This is a genomic window from Burkholderia sp. SIMBA_051, assembly GCF_046534915.1.
GTDB lineage: Bacteria > Pseudomonadota > Gammaproteobacteria > Burkholderiales > Burkholderiaceae > Burkholderia > Burkholderia ambifaria.
This window is the reverse complement of the sequence record NZ_JAWRXS010000003.1, coordinates 284,041-305,793: the sequence shown is the minus strand read 5'-3', so window position 1 is coordinate 305,793 and position 21,753 is coordinate 284,041. Positions and strand designations below refer to the sequence as shown.

21 protein-coding genes and 1 pseudogene are annotated in these 21,753 nt (G+C 67.2%); 6 read left to right on the top strand and 16 right to left on the bottom strand.

Features of this window, described 5'->3' with window-relative positions; all coding sequences use genetic code 11:
* Window positions 1-3: 3 nt before the first annotated feature.
* A pseudogene (locus SB771_RS08865) lies at window positions 4-432 on the top strand (hypothetical protein); the annotation flags it as partial.
* A 79-nt stretch (window positions 433-511) separates the two neighbouring features.
* Here SB771_RS08865 and guaA read toward each other — a convergent pair.
* The 5 genes from guaA to SB771_RS08840 form a co-directional block, all read right to left on the bottom strand.
* Window positions 512-2,131, bottom strand: coding sequence for a glutamine-hydrolyzing GMP synthase (gene guaA / locus SB771_RS08860; RefSeq protein ID WP_011657263.1), 1,620 nt, complete (start codon window positions 2,129-2,131; stop codon window positions 512-514).
* Window positions 2,132-2,238: 107 nt separating this feature from the next.
* Window positions 2,239-2,838: a hypothetical protein gene (locus tag SB771_RS08855; RefSeq protein ID WP_175660533.1), complete on the bottom strand. Its 600-nt coding sequence runs from the start codon at window positions 2,836-2,838 to the stop codon at window positions 2,239-2,241.
* A 6-nt stretch (window positions 2,839-2,844) separates the two neighbouring features.
* Window positions 2,845-4,305: an IMP dehydrogenase gene (guaB, locus tag SB771_RS08850; RefSeq protein WP_006761441.1), complete on the bottom strand. Its 1,461-nt coding sequence runs from the start codon at window positions 4,303-4,305 to the stop codon at window positions 2,845-2,847.
* A gap of 276 nt (window positions 4,306-4,581) precedes the next feature.
* On the bottom strand, window positions 4,582-5,403 hold the full coding sequence (locus tag SB771_RS08845) for a DUF2182 domain-containing protein (protein ID WP_175660532.1): 822 nt from the start codon (window positions 5,401-5,403) through the stop codon (window positions 4,582-4,584).
* Between the two features lie 30 nt (window positions 5,404-5,433).
* Complete coding sequence (locus SB771_RS08840) at window positions 5,434-6,198, bottom strand: DUF899 domain-containing protein (protein ID WP_175660531.1); 765 nt, start codon at window positions 6,196-6,198, stop codon at window positions 5,434-5,436.
* Window positions 6,199-6,311: 113 nt separating this feature from the next.
* Between SB771_RS08840 and SB771_RS08835 the strand changes: the two genes are divergently transcribed.
* The 3 genes from SB771_RS08835 (at window position 6,312) to SB771_RS08825 (ending at window position 9,393) form a co-directional block, all read left to right on the top strand.
* On the top strand, window positions 6,312-7,532 hold the full coding sequence (locus SB771_RS08835; protein ID WP_175660530.1) for a helix-turn-helix domain-containing protein: 1,221 nt from the start codon (window positions 6,312-6,314) through the stop codon (window positions 7,530-7,532).
* A gap of 30 nt (window positions 7,533-7,562) precedes the next feature.
* Window positions 7,563-8,246, top strand: coding sequence for a glutaminyl-peptide cyclotransferase (locus SB771_RS08830; protein ID WP_011657268.1), 684 nt, complete (start codon window positions 7,563-7,565; stop codon window positions 8,244-8,246).
* A 175-nt stretch (window positions 8,247-8,421) separates the two neighbouring features.
* Window positions 8,422-9,393, top strand: a complete 972-nt coding sequence (locus SB771_RS08825; RefSeq protein ID WP_175660529.1) for a DMT family transporter — start codon at window positions 8,422-8,424, stop codon at window positions 9,391-9,393.
* 63 nt (window positions 9,394-9,456) lie between these two features.
* Here the strand turns inward: SB771_RS08825 and SB771_RS08820 are convergent, their stop codons facing one another.
* Together SB771_RS08820 and SB771_RS08815 are read right to left on the bottom strand one after the other, a co-directional pair.
* Complete coding sequence (locus tag SB771_RS08820; protein ID WP_006752170.1) at window positions 9,457-9,780, bottom strand: RnfH family protein; 324 nt, start codon at window positions 9,778-9,780, stop codon at window positions 9,457-9,459.
* 4 nt (window positions 9,781-9,784) lie between these two features.
* Window positions 9,785-10,222, bottom strand: a complete 438-nt coding sequence (locus SB771_RS08815) for a type II toxin-antitoxin system RatA family toxin (RefSeq protein ID WP_011657270.1) — start codon at window positions 10,220-10,222, stop codon at window positions 9,785-9,787.
* A 99-nt stretch (window positions 10,223-10,321) separates the two neighbouring features.
* Here SB771_RS08815 and smpB point away from each other — a divergent pair, with 99 nt between their 5' ends.
* Window positions 10,322-10,768, top strand: a complete 447-nt coding sequence (gene smpB, locus SB771_RS08810; RefSeq protein ID WP_006752168.1) for an SsrA-binding protein SmpB — start codon at window positions 10,322-10,324, stop codon at window positions 10,766-10,768.
* A gap of 222 nt (window positions 10,769-10,990) precedes the next feature.
* Here the strand turns inward: smpB and SB771_RS08805 are convergent, their stop codons facing one another.
* From SB771_RS08805 to ppsA, 3 genes are all read right to left on the bottom strand, one after another.
* A complete protein-coding gene (locus SB771_RS08805; RefSeq protein ID WP_011657272.1) occupies window positions 10,991-11,926 on the bottom strand; it encodes an SPFH domain-containing protein in 936 nt (311 codons plus the stop codon).
* Between the two features lie 33 nt (window positions 11,927-11,959).
* Complete coding sequence (locus tag SB771_RS08800; RefSeq protein WP_126228085.1) at window positions 11,960-12,394, bottom strand: NfeD family protein; 435 nt, start codon at window positions 12,392-12,394, stop codon at window positions 11,960-11,962.
* Window positions 12,395-12,559: 165 nt separating this feature from the next.
* Entirely contained in the window at window positions 12,560-14,959 is a 2,400-nt protein-coding gene (gene ppsA / locus SB771_RS08795) for a phosphoenolpyruvate synthase (RefSeq protein WP_006752165.1), read from the bottom strand.
* Between the two features lie 387 nt (window positions 14,960-15,346).
* Between ppsA and SB771_RS08790 the strand changes: the two genes are divergently transcribed.
* Window positions 15,347-16,162 carry a pyruvate, water dikinase regulatory protein gene (locus SB771_RS08790; protein WP_011657274.1) on the top strand — a complete coding sequence of 272 codons (816 nt, stop codon included), beginning with the start codon at window positions 15,347-15,349 and terminating at the stop codon, window positions 16,160-16,162.
* Between the two features lie 116 nt (window positions 16,163-16,278).
* Here the strand turns inward: SB771_RS08790 and SB771_RS08785 are convergent, their stop codons facing one another.
* From SB771_RS08785 to lpxD, 6 genes are all read right to left on the bottom strand, one after another.
* Window positions 16,279-17,061 carry a TrmH family RNA methyltransferase gene (locus SB771_RS08785; RefSeq protein WP_105833982.1) on the bottom strand — a complete coding sequence of 261 codons (783 nt, stop codon included), beginning with the start codon at window positions 17,059-17,061 and terminating at the stop codon, window positions 16,279-16,281.
* A gap of 293 nt (window positions 17,062-17,354) precedes the next feature.
* A complete protein-coding gene (rnhB, locus tag SB771_RS08780; RefSeq protein WP_175660528.1) occupies window positions 17,355-18,008 on the bottom strand; it encodes a ribonuclease HII in 654 nt (217 codons plus the stop codon).
* Window positions 18,005-19,174: a lipid-A-disaccharide synthase gene (gene lpxB / locus SB771_RS08775; protein ID WP_011657277.1), complete on the bottom strand. Its 1,170-nt coding sequence runs from the start codon at window positions 19,172-19,174 to the stop codon at window positions 18,005-18,007. Before lpxB ends, rnhB begins: the two co-directional genes overlap by 4 nt.
* A gap of 3 nt (window positions 19,175-19,177) precedes the next feature.
* Window positions 19,178-19,966, bottom strand: coding sequence for an acyl-ACP--UDP-N-acetylglucosamine O-acyltransferase (lpxA, locus tag SB771_RS08770; RefSeq protein ID WP_012364129.1), 789 nt, complete (start codon window positions 19,964-19,966; stop codon window positions 19,178-19,180).
* Between the two features lie 67 nt (window positions 19,967-20,033).
* Complete coding sequence (gene fabZ / locus SB771_RS08765; protein ID WP_041491210.1) at window positions 20,034-20,501, bottom strand: 3-hydroxyacyl-ACP dehydratase FabZ; 468 nt, start codon at window positions 20,499-20,501, stop codon at window positions 20,034-20,036.
* A 130-nt stretch (window positions 20,502-20,631) separates the two neighbouring features.
* Entirely contained in the window at window positions 20,632-21,741 is a 1,110-nt protein-coding gene (gene lpxD / locus SB771_RS08760) for a UDP-3-O-(3-hydroxymyristoyl)glucosamine N-acyltransferase (RefSeq protein WP_175660527.1), read from the bottom strand.
* Between the last annotated feature and the right edge of the window lie 12 nt (window positions 21,742-21,753).

The window sequence follows — 21,753 nt, the reverse complement described above, 5'->3', positions numbered from 1 at the left end:
GCAATCGAAATCCGGGCTGACGGACGTGTGTTGCCCTACAGGCAGTACGGCCCCCTGGCCGAAATCGATCAAGGCGGAGTCGTCGAGCACAAGCGCTTGAGTCATGTGTTGCAGGTCGCGCAAGCCCTTCAGGCCCAACGTGATAACAGTCGAATCGGTAAGGCCCTCGGCTTGAGGTTGCGCAGCTTAGTATCGGTCAGCATGATTGGTGTTCAGATTCGGTACAAATACCATGATCTGAGGACCGTCCAATTCCGGATGAAAAACACGAAAAAACAATGTGATATCCCGAATCAATACCATGATGCGCCGCAAGGCAGGCGCATGGTATCGGTAGCTCGTCATGGCATCACACAGAATCGATACCCTCGTTCATACCATAAGGAAAACGTGCTTGAGGGTGCCGGAAGACACCAGCCCATTGCCAGATAAGAATACAAAAAAGCCCGCAAAATCGCGGGCTTAGATGTATTTCACTGCCAATAAATGCCGGCCAGTGCCGGACGCCGCATCATTCCCACTCAATCGTCGCCGGCGGCTTCCCCGAGATGTCGTACACCACACGGTTGATCCCGCGCACCTCGTTGATGATCCGGTTCGACGCGCGGCCGAGCAGCGCGTACGGCAGGTGCGCCCAGTGCGCGGTCATGAAATCGGTGGTCTGCACCGCGCGCAGCGACGTCACGTAGTCATACGTGCGGCCATCGCCCATCACGCCGACCGACTTCACCGGCAGGAACACCGCGAACGCCTGGCTCGTCAGGTCGTACCACGTCTTGCCGACGTCGGCCTCGCCGCACAGCCCGGCTGCGGCGTCTTGCGCCGTCGCGGTCGTGCCGCGCAGTTCCTCGATGAAGATCGCATCCGCGCGGCGCAGCAAGTCCGCGTATTCGCGCTTCACTTCGCCGAGAATCCGCACGCCGAGGCCCGGGCCCGGGAACGGATGGCGGTACACCATCTCCGGCGGCAGACCGAGCGCGACGCCCAGTTCGCGCACTTCGTCCTTGAACAGGTCGCGCAGCGGTTCGAGCAGCTTCAGGCCGAGCGTTTCCGGCAGGCCGCCGACGTTGTGGTGGCTCTTGATCGTCGTCGCCTTCTTCGTCTTCGTGCCGCCCGACTCGACCACGTCCGGATAGATCGTGCCCTGTGCGAGCCACTTCGCCTTCGACAGCTTCTGCGCTTCGGCCTGGAACACCTCGACGAATTCGCGGCCGATGATCTTGCGCTTCGCTTCCGGATCGGTCACACCGGTCAGGTGGCCGAGGAACTGCTCGGATGCGTCGACGTGCACGACCTTCGCATGCAGGCGGCCCTCGAACATGTCGAGCACCATCTTGCCCTCGTTCAGGCGCAGCAGGCCGTGGTCGACGAACACGCAGGTCAGCTGGTCACCGATCGCGCGGTGGATCAGCGCGGCCGCGACGCTCGAATCGACGCCACCCGACAGGCCGAGAATCACTTCCTCGTCGCCGACCTGCTCGCGAATCTTCGCGACGGCTTCCTCGATGTGGTTGCTCATGATCCAGTCGGGCTTCGCGCCGGCGATCTGCAGCACGAAGCGTTCGATGATCTGGCGGCCCTTCACCGTGTGCGTGACTTCCGGGTGGAACTGCACCGCGTAGTAGCCGCGCGCCTCGTCGGCCATGCCGGCGATCGGGCAGCTCGGCGTCGACGCCATCAGCGCGAAGCCCGGCGGCAGCTCAGCCACCTTGTCGCCGTGGCTCATCCAGACCTTCAGCATGCCGTGGCCTTCGGCCGTCGTGAAATCCTCGATGCCGTCGAGCAGGCGCGTATGGCCGTGCGCGCGCATTTCCGCATAGCCGAATTCGCGGTGGTCGCTCCACTCGACCTTGCCGCCGAGCTGCACGGCCATCGTCTGCATGCCGTAGCAGATGCCGAGCACCGGCACGCCGAGATCCCAAACGGCCTGCGGCGCGCGCAGTTGGTGGTCTTCGTACGTGCTCGCGTGGCTGCCCGACAGGATCACCGCCTTCGGCGCGAACTCGCGGACGAACTCGTCGGACACGTCGTTCGGGTGGATTTCGCAGTAGACGTGCGCTTCGCGCACGCGGCGCGCGATCAGTTGGGTGACTTGCGAACCGAAGTCGAGAATCAGGATTTTGTCGTGCATGGCTGCGGACGGGATGAAGAGAATAAGAAAAGCAGCGCATGAAGCGCTGCGTCAATAACATGGACAACGGCGTCGGGCGGCAGGCGGCTCGCGCGACGCATCGCCGGTCAATCCCGCGACGGCGGGCGCGCGTCGAATGCGACGCTGCCTGACAATCGGTCGGATGCGGCCGGCGTGGCCGCCGCGGCCGGCGCCGCAGGCGCGGCCGGACGGCCGACGACCGGTTCGACCCGCTGCTGCGGTGCGGAGGCCGGCGCCGGTTCGGCCGGACGCTTCGCGTCCCGGGCCTCGAGCACCTGCGCCTTCTCGCGCCGCCGCACGGCCGATGCGAGCCGCACGCCGCCGAGGCCGAGCACGATCAGCGCGACACCGGCCATCGCCGACAGCACCCGGCCGGCGGCCGCGAGCGCGGGACCGTTGCCGGTGCCGAACGACCACACGACCGTCAGCACGCCGATCAGCCAGTTCACATGGCCGACCACACGCGCGACGGGCGTCGTGAGTTCGCCGTTGACCGCCGCATGAAACGCGAGCCACGCGAGCCCGAGCAGCGCGATGCCGAACGCCTGGCCGAGCATCGCCGGCTGGATGTTCGCGAGTTGGAGCGCATTGAACAGCGCCTGCCAGGGTGTCAGCACGAACAGCACGCCGAACCCCAGCAGCAGCATGGCATCGACGATCAGCACGGCTCGCAGCAGCGGTTTCATCGGCGATTAGTCCACGTGGTAGTTCGGTGCTTCCTTCGTGATCTGCACGTCGTGCACGTGCGACTCGCGCATGCCCGCCGCGGTGATCTGGACGAATTCGGCCTTGTCGTGCAGCTCGTCGATCGTGCGGCAGCCGCAATAGCCCATGCTCGCACGCACGCCGCCGACCAGCTGGAACAGGATCGCGTTGACCGAGCCCTTGTACGCGACGCGGCCTTCGATGCCTTCCGGCACGAGCTTGTCGATGTTCGCGGAGTTGTCCTGGAAGTAGCGGTCTGCCGCGCCGTCCTTCATCGCGCCGACCGAACCCATGCCGCGATACGACTTGTACTGACGGCCCTGGTACAGGAACACGTCGCCCGGCGCCTCTTCGGTGCCCGCGAACATGCTGCCCATCATCACCGCGTTCGCGCCGGCCGCGAGGGCCTTCGACACGTCGCCCGAGAAACGCACGCCGCCGTCGGCGATGCACGGCACGCCGGTGCCCTTCAGCGCTTCCGACACGTTCGCGATCGCGCTGATCTGCGGCACGCCGACGCCCGCGACGATCCGCGTCGTGCAGATCGAGCCCGGGCCGATACCGACCTTGACCGCGTCCGCGCCGTATTCGACGAGCGCCTTCGCGGCAGCGGCCGTCGCGATGTTGCCGCCGATCACCTCGACGTGCGGGAAGTTCTGCTTGACCCAGCGCACGCGCTCCAGCACGCCCTTGCTGTGACCATGCGCGGTATCGACGACGATCACGTCGACGCCGGCCTGCACCAGCAGCTCGACGCGCTCTTCGTTGTCGGGGCCGACGCCGACCGCCGCGCCTGCGCGCAGCTTGCCGTGTTCGTCCTTGCACGCATCCGGGTGTTCGGTCTGCTTCGTGATGTCCTTGACGGTCATCAGGCCGCGCAGCTCGAACGCGTCGTTGACGACCAGCACGCGCTCGAGGCGGTGGCTGTGCATCAGCGCCTTCGCTTCGGCGAGCGGCGTGCCTTCCTTGACCGTGACGAGACGCTCGCGCGGCGTCATGATCGACTTGACCGGTTCGTCGAGGCGCGATTCGAAACGCAGGTCGCGGTTCGTGACGATGCCGACGAGCTGCGGGCCTTCGACGACCGGGAAGCCCGAGATGCCATGCTGACGCGACAGCGCGATCACATCGCGCACCTTCATCTGCGGCGGGACCGTGATCGGATCGCGCACGACGCCCGATTCGAAACGCTTGACTTTCGCGACCTCGCGGGCCTGCTCGGCCGGCGTGAGGTTCTTGTGGACGATACCCACACCACCCTGCTGCGCCATCGCGATCGCGAGGCGACCTTCGGTGACCGTGTCCATCGCGGCGGACACGAGCGGCATGTTCAGGGAGATGTTGCGGGTCAGCTTGGTCTTCAGGCTGGTGTCACGCGGGAGAACGTCGGAGAAGGCGGGAACGAGGAGCACGTCATCGAAAGTGAGTGCTTTTTGGATCAGACGCATGGCAAATCCTATGGGCGCAAAAGCGAATTATACGCGAAGCGCTGCGAATTTTCACAACACGAACAACGGGTTAGCCGCCTTCGAGCGTTCGGGGGCCGAATCGTTCGGATCGCCGTTCGGTTCGTTTTCGATCGCTTTTCGTTTCACCCGGGCATCGCCCCATTCGCGCAGCCGGCCGGAATTCGGGCCGATCGCACGTCGTTGCCGTACAACGCAGCACCCGACGGAGGCGCAGCGGCCGCCCCGCTCAATGTGCGGTGGCGACCTCAAGCGCCGCTAGGCGAGCCCCGCCGCAGCGCACGCGATCATCGCTGCGCCGGCGCCGGTCGCGACGCCTCCGACGATCCGCGCGACGCGTTCGCCGGCCGGAACCAGCCGCTCGGCGGCGACGGCCACCATCACGACCGCCATCACGCGTAGGTCCATCATGCCGGCCGCCAGTGCAACGGCCATCAGGTTCCCGCAGCAGGCGCCGCACCGCAGGGCGGCCCGCACGCCGTGCCGCCACGCGGCGGCGGCACCTTCCCGCCGCGCACCTCCGGCGTCCGGTGCGTGCCGGCAGCAGGCGAGCCGGTGCAGCTTCCAGCCGGAAAACTGCAGCACGCCGGCGCCAAGCATGACCGCGCCGGCCGCAAACGGCATTGCGGCAGCGAGTGCGGACAGGCGCGTGGCGGCCGCCGCCAACGCAGCGCCGACGGGAAACACCACCGCACCGACCGACATCCACACCGAGAAATACCCGGCGCCCACGATCGCGACGAGCCATGCCGCACACGCGTCGCCCCCGGGGCCGAGGCTTTGCCGGTACCGCCAGAGTACCGGCGCCAGCACCGGCAGCATCATCGTCACCGTCATCGCGCCCCACATGCCGGCGAACCCGGCGAACGCGTGCCCTGCCCGCCATCCGCACGGACTGAGCCACCCGGCCGACAGCGTCCAGCCGCCCGCCATCGGCATGCCGCCGATCGCATCCATCGACGCGTGCTGCGCGAGCGTCGCCCACACGGCGGCGGCGAACACCGCGGCGAGCGCGGCACCGAACGCGAGCCGGCCGCCGCCCGCAGCGCCGGTCGCAGCCGGTTTCGTCGCGATGTCCATCACTCGCTCCCGTTGCGGTTCGGCCCGCGTTCAACCGCGTGCGTATTCGTCATGACGACGCCACCACACGCCGGTCTCGTTGCGCCCGAGCGGCGCGCGATCGAGCCACTGGTACATGCCCCACAGTCCGTCGAGCCCGCGCGCGTAGGTCGAATACGTGTGATAGACGACGCCGTCCTCGCGCACGAACGCGCTCATCCCCGGCCGGTCGCGCGAGTACGTGGCGGCGTCGGTGCCGCACGTCGCCGCGAACTGCGCGACGGCGGCAGGCGGCGGGTCCATGTCCATCGCGTGGCCGGCCCGTGCGTAGTTGTATTCGACGTCGCCCGCGCGCTGCTGCGCTTCGGTGAACGACACGTTGAAGTCGAAATTGAAGTCTCCGCCGTCCGACGACGCCCACGGAAAGCGCCAGCCCATCCGCTGCCGGTACGCGAGCAGCTTCGCGAGCGGCGCGCGCGACACCGCGGCGAGCGTCACGTCGTGGTTCGCGAGGTGGACCGCAAAGCCGTCGAAGCCATCGGCCAGCGCCGAGCACGAGGGGCAGCCGGCCTTGTAGTCGGGGCCGAACATGAAGTGATAGACGAGCAGCTGTGAGCGGCCGCCGAACAGATCGTCGAGCGTCGCCGGGCCGTGCTCGGTATCGAACCGGTAGGTCTTGTCGACGCGCACCCACGGCAGCGCCTGGCGCCGCCGCGCGAGCTCGTCGCTCTGCCGTGTCAGTGTCTTTTCCGCGTCGAGCAGCGCGCGGCGCGCGGCCAGCCATTCGGCGCGTGTTCCGGTGAGATGGGTCGTCATTGCGGGTTCCTCCTTGGGACAGGGATCCGGGCACGGCGCATCTGCCGTGTGCGTGGTGCTAGATTAGGGCCGGGCATCGGACGGCAGGGAGTGACAACGGTGTCGGGATTCGGATGGATTCGCTGATCACGGCCGCGGCACGCGCGCTCGCGGCGGGCGACCCGCTCGGCGCGCTGAACCGCGTCGCGCTGCGCGACGACGCGCCGGCGCTCGCGTTGCGCGGCATCGCGATGGCGCAACTCGGCGACTTCGAGCGTGCGCGGGCGCTCGTGCGCGGCGCGGCCCGCGCATTCGGCGCGAAAGAGGCCGTCGCGCGGGCGCGCTGCGTCGTCGCGGAAGCCGAGATCGCGCTGGCGTCGCGGGATCTCGGCTGGCCGTCGCGGTCGCTCGACGCTGCCTGCGCGACGCTCGACGCGCACGGCGACCACGCGAACGCAGCGCATGCGCGCTATCTCGTCGTGCGCCGGCTGCTGCTGATCGGGCACGTCGACGACGCCGAACGCCGGCTCGCGAGCCTCGATCCCGCACCGCTGCCGGCCGCGTCGCGCGCGGCGCACGAACTGATCGCGGCCGGCATCGCGATGCGCCGCATCCGCCCGCACGCGGCGCGCATGGCCCTCGCCCGTGCGCGCGCGGCCGCACGGGACGCCGGCATCGCCGCGCTGACCGCCGAAGTCGACACGGCCGCGCGCGTGCTCGATACGCCGGCCGCGCGGCTCATCGCACGCGGCGCGTCGCGGCTCGTGCTGCTCGACGAGGTCGAGGCGCTGCTGGAATCGAACGCACTCGTCGTCGATGCATGCCGCCACGCGGTGCGCGACGCGCGCACGACCGTGTCGCTCGCGCGCCGCCCGGTGCTGTTCGTGCTCGCCCGCCTGCTCGGCGAGGCATGGCCCGGCGACGTATCGAGAAACGCACTCGTCGCCGCGGCGTTTCGCGCGAAACACGCGGACGAATCGCACCGCGCCCGCCTGCGCGTCGAGATCGGCCGCCTGCGCGCGATGCTGCGGCCGCTCGCGAACGTCACCGCGACGCCGCACGGCTTCGCGCTCGAACCGCTCGGCCCGCGCGAGACGGTCGTGCTCGCGCGCCCCGTCGACGACCGCCACGCGGCCGTGCTCGCGCTGCTCGCGGACGGCGAGGCGTGGTCGAGTTCCGCTCTCGCCCTCGCGCTCGGTGCGAGCCAGCGCACCGTCCAGCGTGCGCTCGACACACTCGCCGAAGCGGACAAGGTGCAGGCGCTCGGCCGCGGCCGCGCGCGCCGCTGGATGACGCCGCCGCTGCCCGGTTTCGCGACGACCTTGTTACTCCCCGCGCCGCTGCCGGGCGACTAGGATGGGTACACCAACGACGAGGCGACAGACATGAAACGCTCCACCGCAAACATCCTCCGCGAATACGGCCCGTTTCCGGGCGGCGACGGCGTGCACGGCGTCACGTTCGACGGGCAGCACGTGTGGTTCGCATCCGGCGACAAGCTGAACGCGCTCGACCCGGAACGCGGCACGACCGTGCGCACACTCGACGTCGCCGCGCACGCGGGCACCGCGTTCGACGGGCGCCATCTGTTCCAGATCGTCGAGGACCGCATCGAGAAGATCGATCCCGATTCGGGCCGCGTGCTCGCGACGATCCCCGCGCCCGGCGGCGGCGCCGATTCCGGGCTCGCGTGGGCCGAAGGCACGCTGTGGGTCGGCCAATACCGCGAGCGCAAGATTCATCAGGTGGATCCGCAATCGGGCGCCGTGCTGCGCACGATCGAATCGAACCGCTTCGTCACCGGCGTGACATGGGTCGACGGCGAGCTGTGGCATGGCACCTGGGAGGCGGACGAGAGCGAGCTGCGGCGGATCGACCCGCGCACCGGGCAGGTGCTCGAGCAGGTCGACATGCCGCCTGGCGTCGGCGTGTCGGGGCTGGAGTCCGACGGTCGCGACACGTTCTACTGCGGCGGCGGCAACAGCGGCAAGCTGCGCGCCGTGCGCCGGCCCGCGCGGTCATCCGCGGCGGGCGACAGTGCGGCGGCGGCCGAACCGGCCGAGGGCTGATCCGCCGGTCGTCGCAGGGCGTCCCTGCGCGCCGCGATCCCCGATCCGCGACAAACAGGACCGGATCGCGCCCGATCCCGAACCCCACCCGCTTCGGAGTGCAGGAATGAACAAGACGCGCTCGCGCGGCCGTCGCTAAGATGCGCGCTCGTCAGTCTTTCGTTCGGAGCAGTCGATGCAGCGCGGTGTGGTGTATGGCGTCCTGGCAGGCGCGTTGTGGGGCATGGTGTTTCTCGTGCCGCGGCTGATGACCGACTTCTCGCCGCTGCTGCTGAGCGCGGGCCGCTATGCGATGTACGGCCTCGTGTCGCTGGCGGCGGCGTTGCCGGCCGCCCGCTCGCTGCTCGCGCGGCTGACCCGCGAGGATCTCGTCGCGCTCGTGAAGCTCGCGCTCGTCGGCAACGTCGCGTACTACATGCTGCTGTCCGGCGCCGTGCACCTGATCGGCATCGCGCCCAGCTCGCTGATCGTCGGCGTGCTACCCGTGACCGTCACGCTCGCGGGCCTCGGCGACCACGGCGCGGTGCCGCTGCGGCGGCTCGCCGCGCCGCTCGCGCTGGTGATCGCCGGCATCGTCTGCATCAACGTCGACCTCTTCACATCGGAAGCCGCGCACGCGACGACGCTCGGCCAGAAGCTCGCCGGCATCGCGTGCGCAAGCGGCGCGCTGGCAAGCTGGACCTGGTACGCGGTCGCGAACGCGCGCTACCTGCAGCGCCACCATCATTTCGGCGGCAACGAGTGGTCGGTGCTGTGGGGTGTCGTGACGGGGCTGATCGGCGGTCTCTGCTGGCTCGCGATCCTCGCGCTGCCGGCCGGCATGGCGCAGGCGGCCGTCCCGGCATCGCGCTGGCAGCTGTTCTGGCTGCTGAACCTCGCGCTGGCGATCGGCGCGTCGTGGCTCGGCAACGGACTGTGGAACGCGGCGTCAAAGCGGCTGCCGCTCACGCTGTCGGGCCAGCTGATCGTGTTCGAAACCGTGTTCGCGATGCTCTACGCGTTCATCTACGACCACCGGATGCCGCGCACGCTCGAAATCGCGGCGCTCGCGCTGCTGCTGGCGGGCGTCTACGCGTCGGTGCGCCAGCACGGCGATACGCACGCGGGAGGCGCTACGCCCGGCCGCGCGAACGTCACGGCCCACTGAGCGCGGCCGCGGCTGGTCTGACGAATCGGAACGAAAGTACGGGAACGACGCTGCAGCAATGCGTCAGCGCGCGTCCTTGTGCATCCACTTGCGGCCCTCGACGGAGCCCTCGCGGCGGGTCTTGTCGACGCGCCGCTGGCGCGCGAGCTTCGGATCGACGATCAACGGTCGGTAGATCTCGACGCGATCGTGGTCGGCGAGCGGCGCATCGAGGGGAGCGAGCTTGCCGAACACGCCGGTTTTCGCGTGGGCGAGATCGATCTCCGGGTGCAGCGCGAGCACCCCGCTCGCGTCGATCGCCGCGCGCACGGTCGCGCCTTCGGGCAGCGACACCGGAATCAGCGTCTGGCGATCCGGCAGCGCATAGCAGACTTCGATCGACAGCATCGCGTCACCCCTTCCCGTAGCGCTGGTCGGCGCGCTTCACGAACGAATCGACGAACGTGTTCGCGATATGGCTGAACACCGGCCCGATGATCTTCTCGAGCAGGATGCTCGAGAACTCGTAGTGCAGCGCGAATTCGATCTTGCACGCATCGGCGCGCAGCGGAATGAAGCGCCACGAGCCCGTGAACTTCTTGAACGGGCCGTCCGCGAACTCCATGTCGATCCGCGTCGGGCGCTGCTGCGTGTTGCGCGTCGCGAAATGCTGCTTGATACCCTTGAAGTTGATGTCGATGCGCGCTTCCATCCCGCGGTCGTCCTGACGGCGAATCTCGACGCCGCCGCACCAGGGCAGGAAATTGGGGTAATCGGCCACGTCGGTGACGAGGTCGAACATCTGTTCCGCCGAATGACGGATCAATACTGTTTTCTGGACATCTGCCATAAATCGCGCGGCATCGCTCGAAGTGAGAACGCAAGGCCGGGCGATTCTCGCCCCGCTTTGCTAAAATCGTGATTTTAAACGAGTTGGCCCAATCCTTTCATGAGCATCATCGACAACAGGAAAGCGCACTTCGATTATCACATCGAGGAACGCTACGAGGCGGGGCTCGTGCTGGAGGGCTGGGAAGTCAAGGCGCTGCGCGCCGGGCGCGGCCAGATCAAGGAAGGCTACGTCGTCGTCAAGAACGCGGAGATCTTCCTGATCGGCACCCATATCAGCCCGCTGCCCGAAGCCTCGACGCACATCCACCCCGATCCGGTCCGCACGCGCAAGCTGCTGCTGCACCGCGAGGAAATCAAGAAACTGATCGGCAAGGTCGAGCAGCGCGGCTACACGCTCGTGCCGCTGAACTTCCACTACAAGGGCGGTCGCGTGAAATGCGACATCGCGCTCGCGAAGGGCAAGAAGCTGCACGACAAGCGCGAAACCGAGAAGAAGCGCGACTGGGAACGCGAAAAGGCCCGCATCATGCGCGCCGGTACCTGACGCACCCGATCCGCATCGCAAACGACACGGCCCGCTCGAAGCGGGCCGTGTTGCTTTGTATCGCGTGATTCATGCGGGTGCCGCTCGAGCAGCCGATCAGCGCCCCGGATGAAGCGCTGCGCCGCCGTCACCACGCAAAAGGGGTCGCGCTTCCCCCGTGCGACGATTCGCCGCATGCGCGGGCCATGCCCCGCCCGCCGGCGCCGGGAACCGCACGTACGCTCAGCCCTTCCCGCCCTCGGCCGGCACTGCGTTCTTGACGATCGTCAGCGCCGACGCGATCGCGGTGCCGAGATCCGACAGGTTCGCCGGCACGATCAGCGTATTGCCCTGTTTCGCGAGGTTCGAGAACGCGCCGACATATTGTTCGGCGACCTTCAGGTTCACGGCATCCATCCCGCCCTGCGACTGGATCGCGCCCGCGATCTTCTGGATTGCCTGCGCGTTCGCCTCGGCCACCGCGAGAATCGCGGACGCCTCACCCTGCGCCCGGTTGATCGCGGCCTGTCGCTCGCCTTCGGACTTCTGGATCGCGGCCTCGCGCGCGCCCGACGCGAGGTTGATCTGCTCCTGCTTGCGGCCTTCGGATGCGGCGATCAGCGCGCGCTTTTCCCGCTCGGCGGTGATCTGCGCCTGCATCGCGTGCAGGATCTCCTTCGGCGGCGTCAGGTCCTTGATCTCGTAGCGCAGCACTTTCACGCCCCAGTTCGCGGCGGCCTGGTCGAGCGCCGACACGATGTTGTGGTTGATGAAGTCGCGCTCCTCGAAGGTCTTGTCGAGTTCGAGCTTGCCGACCACCGAGCGCAGCGTCGTCTGCGCGAGCTGCGTGATCGCGAGCACGAAGTTGCTCGACCCGTACGAAGCCTTCATCGGATCGGTGACCTGGAAGTACAGCACGCCGTCCACCTGCAGCTGCGTGTTGTCGCGCGTGATGCAGACCTGGCTCGGCACGTCGAGCGGAATTTCCTTCAGCACGTGCCGGTAGGCGATCCGGTCGACGAACGGCAGCACGATATTGAGACCGGGCGACAGCGTCGCGTGATAGCGCCCGAATCGTTCGAGCACCCACGCATGCTGCTGCGGCACGATCTTCACCGTTTTCGACACGATCACGATGGCGATGACGAGCAAGACGACCCAAATGATCAGCGAATCCATGAAATGTTCTCTCCTTGTTTTATCCGTGGATGATCAGCGCGCGGGTTTCGCGACGACGACGAGGCTGTTGCCGCGCACGGCGCTCACCTGATACTCGTGTGCATCGTCACGCTCGCCGGTCGCGAGCTCGACGTCCCAGTCGGCGCCGCGATACTGCACGCGCGCGCGGCCGTCATGCCACGCGTCGACCGTCACGGTCGAGCCAATATCGAGATTGACGTCGGGATTCGCCGACGTGTCGCGTTTCTGCTTGCGCCCGAGCCCCGAGCGACGCAGCACGATCATCGCGATGATCGCGACCGCGGCGGCCGCCGCGACCTGCACGTGCAGCGCGAAACCGGCGAGCTGCAGCAGCGCGCCCGCGAGAAAGCCGAGCGCGATCATCAGCAGATAGAACGTGCCGGTCAGCAATTCGGCAACGACCAGCACGCCGACTCCGACCCACCAGAACAGATGCCCCGACATCATTGTGGTCTCCCGAAAAACGCCCTCACGCCCGCCATGTTCGCGGTTCGGTGAGTACAAACAAAAACACCCCGGTGCCTACCGGGGTGTTTATAGCATGAACCTTGCATTTTGCCTTCACCGAAAGAGCGGCGGGCCGCCCTTTCGTCAAGGCTGCATGACCAACCGTTACTTCCGGTTCGCAAGCGCCTGCCACGTATCGATGATCGTGTCCGGGTTCAGCGAGATCGACACGATGCCTTCGTCGGTCAGCCACTGCGCGAAGTCCGGGTGATCGGACGGGCCCTGGCCGCAGATGCCGACGTACTTGCCCATCCGCAGGCAGGTATCGATTGCACGCTTCAACAGGAACTTGACGGCCGGGTCGCGTTCGTCGAAGTCGACGGCCAGCAGTTCCATGCCCGAGTCGCGATCGAGGCCGAGCGTGAGCTGCGTGAGGTCGTTCGAACCGATCGAGAAACCGTCGAAGTGTTGCAGGAACTCTTCGGCAAGAATCGCGTTGGTCGGGACTTCGCACATCATCACGAGGCGCAGGCCGTTCTCGCCGCGCTTCAGGCCGAACTTCTCGAGCAGGCCGACGACGCGCTCCGCCTGCTTCACGGTACGCACGAACGGCACCATGATCTCGACGTTGGTCAGGCCCATCTCGTCGCGCACGCGCTTCAGTGCACGGCACTCCATCTCGAACGCCTGCGCGAAGTCTTCCGCGATGTAGCGCGACGCGCCGCGGAAACCCAGCATCGGGTTTTCCTCGTCCGGCTCGTAGCGCGAACCGCCGATCAGCTTCTTGTACTCGTTCGACTTGAAGTCGGACAGACGCACGATCACGGGCTTCGGATAGAACGCCGCGGCGATCGTCGCGACGCCTTCCGTCAGCTTGTCGACGTAGAACTGGCGCGGCGACGCGTGACCACGCGCGACGCTCTCGACCGCCTTCTTCAGGTCCTGGTCGATGTTCGGGTACTCGAGGATCGCCTTCGGGTGCACGCCGATGTTGTTGTTGATGATGAACTCGAGACGCGCGAGGCCAACACCGGCGTTCGGCAGTTGCGAGAAGTCGAACGCGAGCTGCGGGTTGCCGACGTTCATCATGATCTTGACCGGGATTTCCGGCAGCTCGCCGCGCTGCACTTCCGTGACTTCCGTCTCGAGCAGCCCGTCGTAGATCTTGCCTTCGTCGCCTTCCGCGCACGACACGGTGACGAGCGCGCCGTCCTTCAGCACGTCGGTCGCGTCGCCGCAGCCGACCACTGCCGGCACGCCGAGCTCACGCGCGATGATCGCCGCGTGGCAGGTGCGGCCGCCACGGTTCGTGACGATCGCCGCCGCACGCTTCATCACCGGCTCCCAGTTCGGGTCGGTCATGTCGGCCACCAGCACGTCGCCCGGCTGCACGCGTTCCATTTCCGACGGATCCTGGATCACGCGCACGGGGCCCGCGCCGATCTTCTGGCCGATCGCGCGGCCCGTTGCCAGCACCTGCGACTGGCCCTTCAGCTTGAAGCGCTGCTCGGCCTTGCCGCTCGCCTGGCTCTTCACCGTTTCCGGACGTGCCTGCAGGATGAAGATCTTGCCGTCGCGGCCGTCCTTGCCCCACTCGATGTCCATCGGACGCTGGTAGTGCTTCTCGATGATGACCGCGTACTTCGCGAGCTCGATCACGTCTTCGTCGGTGATCGAGTAGCGGTTGCGCTGCTCGTGCGGCACGTCGACGGTCTTCACGCGGCCCGGCTCGCCCGGCTGCGTGAATTCCATCTTGATCAGCTTCGAGCCGATCGAGCGGCGGATGATCGGGTACTTGTCCTGCGCGAGCGTCGTCTTGAACACGTAGAACTCGTCCGGGTTCACGGCGCCCTGCACGACGGTTTCGCCCAGGCCGTAGCTCGACGTGATGAACACGGCGTCCTTGAAGCCCGATTCGGTGTCGATCGTGAACATCACGCCGGCCGCGCCGACGTCCGAGCGGACCATGCGCTGCACGCCGGCCGACAGTGCGACCTCGGCGTGCGTGAAGCCCTTGTGCACGCGATACGAGATCGCGCGGTCGTTGTAGAGCGACGCGAACACGTGCTTCATGCGATCGAGGACGTCGTCGATGCCGACGACGTTCAGATACGACTCCTGCTGACCGGCGAACGATGCGTCGGGCAGGTCTTCCGCGGTCGCGGACGAACGCACGGCGAACGACAGCTCGGCCGGCGAGCCGCTCTTCAGGATTTCGAACTGGGCGCGAATTTCCTCTTCGAGACGTGCCTGCATCGGCGCATCGACGATCCATTTACGGATTTCGGCACCGGCTTCGGCGAGCGCCTTCACGTCGTCGATGTCGAGCGACTCGAGACGCTTGGCGATGCGATCGGTCAGATCGTTGTGCTTGAGGAAATCACGGAAGGCGAGCGCGGTCGTGGCGAAACCGGTGGGTACGCGAACGCCTGCTTCGGAAAGCTGGCTGATCATCTCGCCGAGCGACGCATTCTTGCCGCCCACGATCTCCACATCGGTCATCCGCAACTGCTCGAACGGGATTACATACGCCTGGTCCTTTGCGACGTTTGCTGCGTTAGTCATACAAGCCCCTAAGTGTGAAAAAAATGCTCGATTGCGCAAGTGGGCTCGGACGCGGGCGCCTGCAAAAAGGCGCGGCGCGTCTTGCGCAACCTGTTGGAGAAACAATCGCGTGGGCGAAAGATCAGCGAAAAATCGTCCGACCCGATTTGCAAAAATCCCGGCAGAAGGGCGATATATTCAGACGAATCGCCGAACTTGCCGGGAGTTTTCGAATCGAGCGGCCAAGCCTGGGGCGCCGTTCGTATCCTGCCCCTGCAATTGCTTATCCAACAGGTTGCCGCTATTCTACCGTGCCGGCTGCCGGATGTGGCGCGACCTTGTCTCCGCGTCTGGAGGCGAACCTCCAGCCGCCCGCGCAACCGCCCTTCACGCTCGACGCCCAGATTCATGCTGCCTACCGTTTTCATCGTCTCCGACGGCACCGGGATCACTGCCGAAACCTTCGCGCATTCGATCCTCTCCCAGTTCGACCAGAAATTCCGTCTCGTGCGCCTGCCGTTCGTCGACTCGCTCGAGAAAGCCTATGCGACCGTCGAGAAGATCAACGACGCCGCCGTGCACGACGGCCGCCGCGCGATCGTCTTCACGACGCTCGTCGACAGCGAGTCGAACGACATCGTCAAGCGCTCGAACGCGCTCGTGCTGGACATGTTCCAGCGCTTCGTCGAGCCGCTCGAGCAGGAACTGGAGCTGAAGTCGAGCCACGCGATGGGCCGCGGCCACCAGAACGCCGATACCGAGGAATACAAGACGCGGATCGAGGCGATCAACTTCTCGCTCGCGCACGACGACGGCCAGTCGAACCGCAACCTGTCCGAAGCCGACGTGATCCTGGTCGGCGTGTCGCGCAGCGGCAAGACGCCGACGAGCCTGTATCTCGCGATGCAGTACGGCGTGAAGGCGGCCAACTATCCGCTGATTCCGGAAGACTTCGAGCGCGGCAAGCTGCCGTCGGCGCTGACGCCGCATCGCGACAAGCTGTTCGGGCTGTCGATCGACCCGCAGCGCCTGTCGGAGATCCGCAACGAGCGCCGCCCCGGCAGCAAGTACGCGGCGCCGGAGAACTGCCGCTACGAGATCAACGAGGCCGAGGCGATGATGCGCCGCGAAGGGATCAAGTGGCTGTCGTCGACGCACAAGTCGATCGAGGAAATCGCGACGACGATCCTGCAGGAAATCCGTCTCGACCGGCAGTCGTACTGACGACTGGCGCGCCGGCCGCCGTCAGGCCGCCGCCAACAGCAAAAAAGGCCGCATACGCGGCCTTTTTTTCGTGATGCGGAATACGCGCGGGCAACGCCGTGCGTCACGGCGTCATGTCATGCGCGCCGCTGCTGCCGCACCTGCTCGAACAGACATACCGCCGCCGCGGCCGCGACATTCAGCGACTCCATTCCACCGGGCTGCGGAATCGTCACGCGATGCGTGGCCGCGTCGCGCCAGAACGCCGACACGCCGGCGCCCTCGTTGCCGAACACCCAGGCGACGGGCCCGGCCAGATCGCAGTCGAAGACCGCTTGCGCGCCGTGCGAATCCGTCAGCGCGACCGGTACGTCGAGCCGCGCGGCGAGCGCATCCGGCTCGACATCCTCGTGGATCGACAGCAGGAAGTGCGCGCCCATCCCCGAACGCAGCACCTTCGACGACCACGCATAGGCGGTGCCCGGCGCGCAGAACACGTGCCGCACGCCGGCCGCCGCCGCGCTGCGCAGGATCGAGCCGACGTTGCCGGCATCCTGCACGCCGTCGAGCACGACCGACGTATGCGTGACGCGCTCGGGCAGCGGCTGTGTGGGCCGGTCGACGAGCAGCAGGAAACCGACGCCGCTGACCACGTTCGACAACTGGCCGAACAGCGCGTCGGGCAGCGTGACGACCCGCTGCGCGTCGATGCGCGCGATGATCGCCTGCGCTTCGGCGTGCGCGAGCGCGCCTTCGGTCGCGACGCACAGCTCCGGTGTCGCGCCCGTATCGAGATACGCGCCGGCGAGATGGAAACCTTCGAGCAGCGCCTGGCCGCCGCGCCGCTGGTGAGACGTCGAGCCCGCGAGCGCCTTCAGGCGCTTGTACAGCGGGTTGTCGCGGGATGTAATGCTCTTCATCAGGGGCCTGTTCCCGCTCATCGCGGGCGTGCGAACGTGCGTTGCCGGCTGTCCCAAAGGGCGTGCCGTCGGGCGCGTGCAACAAGCTCGGCGCGCCGTTGGGCCGCGCCGAACCCGCGACGCGCGCCGTCGCCAGGCGGCCGGCAACGCACGTTCACGAAACTAAAAAACCCTTTCCGGCGGGGCCGCGGGAAAGGCCGATCGTGGCGTCATGCTCGCGGCGAATACGCGAGGTATTCGCCGTGCCCCTTCCCTCGCGCTCGACCCTTCTGGCGACCGGCGCAAGCCCGTTCTCAGCGGGAACCGGTCATCAGGTCGAGCGCCTCGCGCACGGGCGCGAACGAGCGCCGATGCACTTCGCACGGGCCGTGCTCGCGCAGCGCGGCAAGGTGTTTCGGGGTGCTGTAACCCACGTGCACGTTGAAGCCGTACACCGGGAAGCGTTCATGCAGATCGACGAGCATGCGGTCGCGCGTGACCTTCGCGAGAATCGACGCGGCCGAGATGCTCGGCACGAGCGCGTCGCCGCTGACGATCGCCTCGGCACGCACCGTCAGCGTCGGACAGCGGTTACCGTCGATCTGGGCAAGCGTCGGCAGCACCGACAGGCCCTCGACGGCCCGCTTCATCGCCAGCATCGTCGCGTGCAGGATGTTCAGCGTGTCGATTTCGTCGACGCTGGCCGACGCGACGCAAAACGCGCTCGCGCGCGCGACGATCAGGTCGTACAGCGCGTCGCGCTTCTTCGCGGACAGCGCCTTCGAATCGTCGAGCCCGTCGATCGGCCGCGCGGGATCGAGGATCACCGCGGCGGCCACGACCGGCCCCGCGAGCGGGCCGCGGCCCGCTTCGTCGACGCCGCAGACGATCTCGTCGGGCCGACTGAAGTCGAAACCGCCCTGCAGATCGGCCGACGCGCCGCGGCGTGGCACACGGATGGCCGTCATGCGCGCCCCCTGCGTTGCTCGAGCACGCGCACAACCGCTTCGGCGGCCTTCGCGGCCGTGTTCTGACGCAGCGAAAGATGCATTTCGGTAAAGACTTCGGTCAGCGTGCGGCGGTTCGCGTCGTCGCGCAGCTGCGTGAGCGTCGCATCGGCGAGCGCCTCGGGCGTCGCGAAATGCTGCAGCAACTCGGGCACGACGAAGCGTCCCGCCAGGATGTTCGGCAAGCCGACGTACGGCAGGTAACCCTGCCGGCGCATGATCTGCCCGGTCAGCCAGGGCACCTTGTACGAGATCACCATCGGCTTCTTCAGCAGCGCGGCTTCCAGCGTGACGGTGCCGCTCTTCACGAGGATCGCGTCGGCGGCCGTCATCGCGACCTGCGAGCGGCCGTCGGTGATCGTCAGCGCGAGTTGCGGATGGGCGTCGACGAGCGGCTGCAGCAGCTCGCGCAGCGCAGGCGTCGCCGCCGGCATCACGAACCGCACGCCGGGCTCACGCTGCTGCATCAGCGCCATCGCCGCGAAGAACGTCGGGCCGATCAGCCCGATTTCCGAGCGCCGGCTGCCCGGCAGCACCGCGATCACCGGGCCGTCTGCCGGCAGGCCGAGCGCGATGCGCGCGCCGTGCGTGTCGGGCTCGAGCGGAATCTCGTCGGCGAGCGGATGACCGACATACGTCGATGCGACGCCCGCCTTGTCGAGGATCGCCGGTTCGAACGGGAACAGGCACAGCATGTGGTCGACGGACTTCGCGATCTTCTTGATCCGCCCGCCGCGCCACGCCCAGATCGACGGGCACACGAAGTGGATCGACGGGATGCCCGCATCGCGCGCGGCCTGCTCGACGCTGAAATTGAAGTCGGGCGCGTCGACGCCGATGAACGCGTCGGGCCGCTCCGCGAGCAACTGGCGCTTCAACTCGCCGCGAATCCGCAGGATCTCGGGAATCTGGCCCAGCGCCTCGACGTAGCCGCGCACCGTGAGCTTGTCCATCTGCCAGTGCGAGTCGAAGCCATGCGCGAGCATCCGCTGCCCGCCGATTCCGTAGTAGCGGGTCGACGCGGGCAGCCGCTCTTGAAGCCCGCCGAGCAGCGACGCCGCGAGCAGATCGCCCGACGGCTCGCCGGCCACCATTGCGAGCCGGAGCTGATTGGTCGGGAGCGACATCGCTTAGCGGATGATGCCGCGTTGGGACGCGTCGATGAACTCGACGAACGCGGTGACCGCTGCATCGCCTTCGCCGCCCGCGACCGCCAGCTCGCGCAACTGCACCTTCGCTTCCTCGAGCGACAGGCCGTTCTTGTACAGCAGGCGGTACGCGCTGCGCAGCGCCGAGATCGCGTCGGGAGAGAACCCGCGCCGGCGCAGGCCTTCGACGTTGATGCCGTGCGGCTCGGCCTTGTTGCCGGCCGCGATCACGAACGGCGGCACGTCCTGCACGAGCGCCGACGCGCCGCCCAGCATCGAATGCGCGCCGATGCGCACGAACTGGTGCACGCCCGACATCCCGCCGATGATCGCGTAGTCGCCGATCTCGACGTGACCGGCCATCTGCGCGTTGCTCGACAGGATCACGTTGTTGCCGACGCGGCAGTCGTGACCGATGTGCACATAGGCCATGATCCAGTTGTCGTCGCCGAGCGTCGTCACGCCGACATCCTGCACGGTGCCGGTGTGGATCGTCGTGAATTCGCGGATCGTGTTGCGGTTGCCGATCACGAGCTTCGTCGGCTCGTCCTTGTACTTCATGTCCTGCGGACGGCCGCCGACCGACGCGTAATGGCCGATGCGGTTGTCCTCGCCGAGCGTCGTGTGACCTTCGATGACGCTGTGCGAGCCGATCGTCGTACGCGCGCCGATCGTGACGTGCGGCCCGACGATCGCATACGGCCCGATCTCGACGGACTCGTCGATCTGCGCGCCCGGTTCGACAATCGCGGTGGGATGAATCCTGGTCATGCGCCGTTGCCTCTCGATATGATGTGTCGCGTTGCTCGCGTTACGATATCCATGCGTGCCGCGTCGCTCAGGGCGCCGCGTCGGCCGTCTTGACCGTGCACATCAGTTCGGCCTCCGCCGCCACCTTGCCGTCCACTTCCGCCACCGCCTTGAACTTCCAGATGCCGCGGATGTAACGCACGAACGTCACGTTCAGAATCAGCTGGTCGCCCGGTTCGACCACGCGCTTGAAGCGCGCGCCGTCGATGCCGACGAAGTAGTACAGCGTGTTTTCCGGATCCTTCGGCTGCTCTTCCGCGAACGTCAGCAGCGCGGCTGCCTGCGCGAGCGCCTCGAGGATCAGCACACCCGGCATCACCGGCCGCTTCGGGAAGTGTCCCTGGAAGAACGGCTCGTTGATCGACACGTTCTTCAGCGCTTTGATCCCTTTGTGCGGCTCGAGTTCGAGCACGCGGTCGACGAGCAGAATCGGGTAGCGATGCGGCAGCAGCGTGAGGATCTTGTGGATGTCGAGATTGATTTTTTCAGTGCTCATGATGGTTCGTCTCACGCAGAGGCTGCGCGGTGGTGATGCAAAGGCTGAAGCGGGCCGCCGCGCGGCCCAGTCTGACAAACCGGGCCGGTAGCGCTGGCCGTGCCCGGTTGCTGGTCTCGCATGGCGTCGGTCAGGCGTCCGTGCCGCCCTGGGCGGCCAGTGCGGTTTCGAGCGCCTTGATGCGCTCGCGCAGCTTGTCGAGGTTGCGCACGAGCGCGGCGCTCCGGTTCCATTCGCCGTGGTCGACGGCCGGGAATGCGCTCGTGTAGATGCCGGCCTTCGGCAGCGACTTCGACACGCCCGACTTCGCGGTGATGATGACATAGTCGCCGAGCGTCACGTGGCCGGCGATGCCCGCCGCGCCGCCGATCATGCAGTGGCGGCCGATCGTCGTGCTGCCCGCGATGCCGGCGCTGCCCGCGATCACCGTATAGGCGCCGATCCGGCAGTTGTGGCCGATCTGGACCTGATTGTCGATCTTCACGCATTCGTCGATGACGGTGTCCGCCATCGCGCCGCGATCGATCGTCGTGTTCGCGCCGATCTCGACATCCGGGCCGATGGTCACACCGCCGACCTGCGGGATCTTGACCCAGCTGCCGGTGCGCGCATCGCCGTCGCCGACGAAATCCGGCGCAAAGCCGAACCCGTCGGAACCGATCACGGCACCCGCATGGATGATCGCGCGCGGGCCGATCTTGCAGCCGTGGTAGACCGATGCGTTCGGATACAGGTGCGAACCCGCACCGATCGTCGTGCCGCGGCCGATGAACACGTTCGCGTCGAGCTGCACGCCGTCCTCGATCACCGCACCGGCCTCGACCGTCACGTGCGGACCGATCACCGCGCTCGCGGCAACCTGTGCGGCCGGATCGATCGTCGCGCTCGGATGCACGCCGGCCGCGCGCGGCGGCGTGGCGAGATCGATGAACATCTGCGCGACGCGCGCGAAGTACGCGTACGGATTCGGCGTCACGATGAAATTATGGGGGCCGGCCATCCGGGGGCCGGCCGGCTGGCCGCCAGTAGCCGCGCGCAGCTTTTCGAGATCCTTCGGCGCGATCAGCACCGCGCCGGCGCGGGTCGTCTCGACCTGCGACAGGTACTTCGGATTCGCGAGAAACGCGAGTTGCTGAGGGCCTGCCTGGTCGAGCGGCGCGAGGCCGCTCACCTTGCACTGGGCGTCGCCGGCGATCTCGCCGCCGAACCGCTTTACGAGTTCCTCGAGCGTCAATGCCATTCGTCGTCTGCT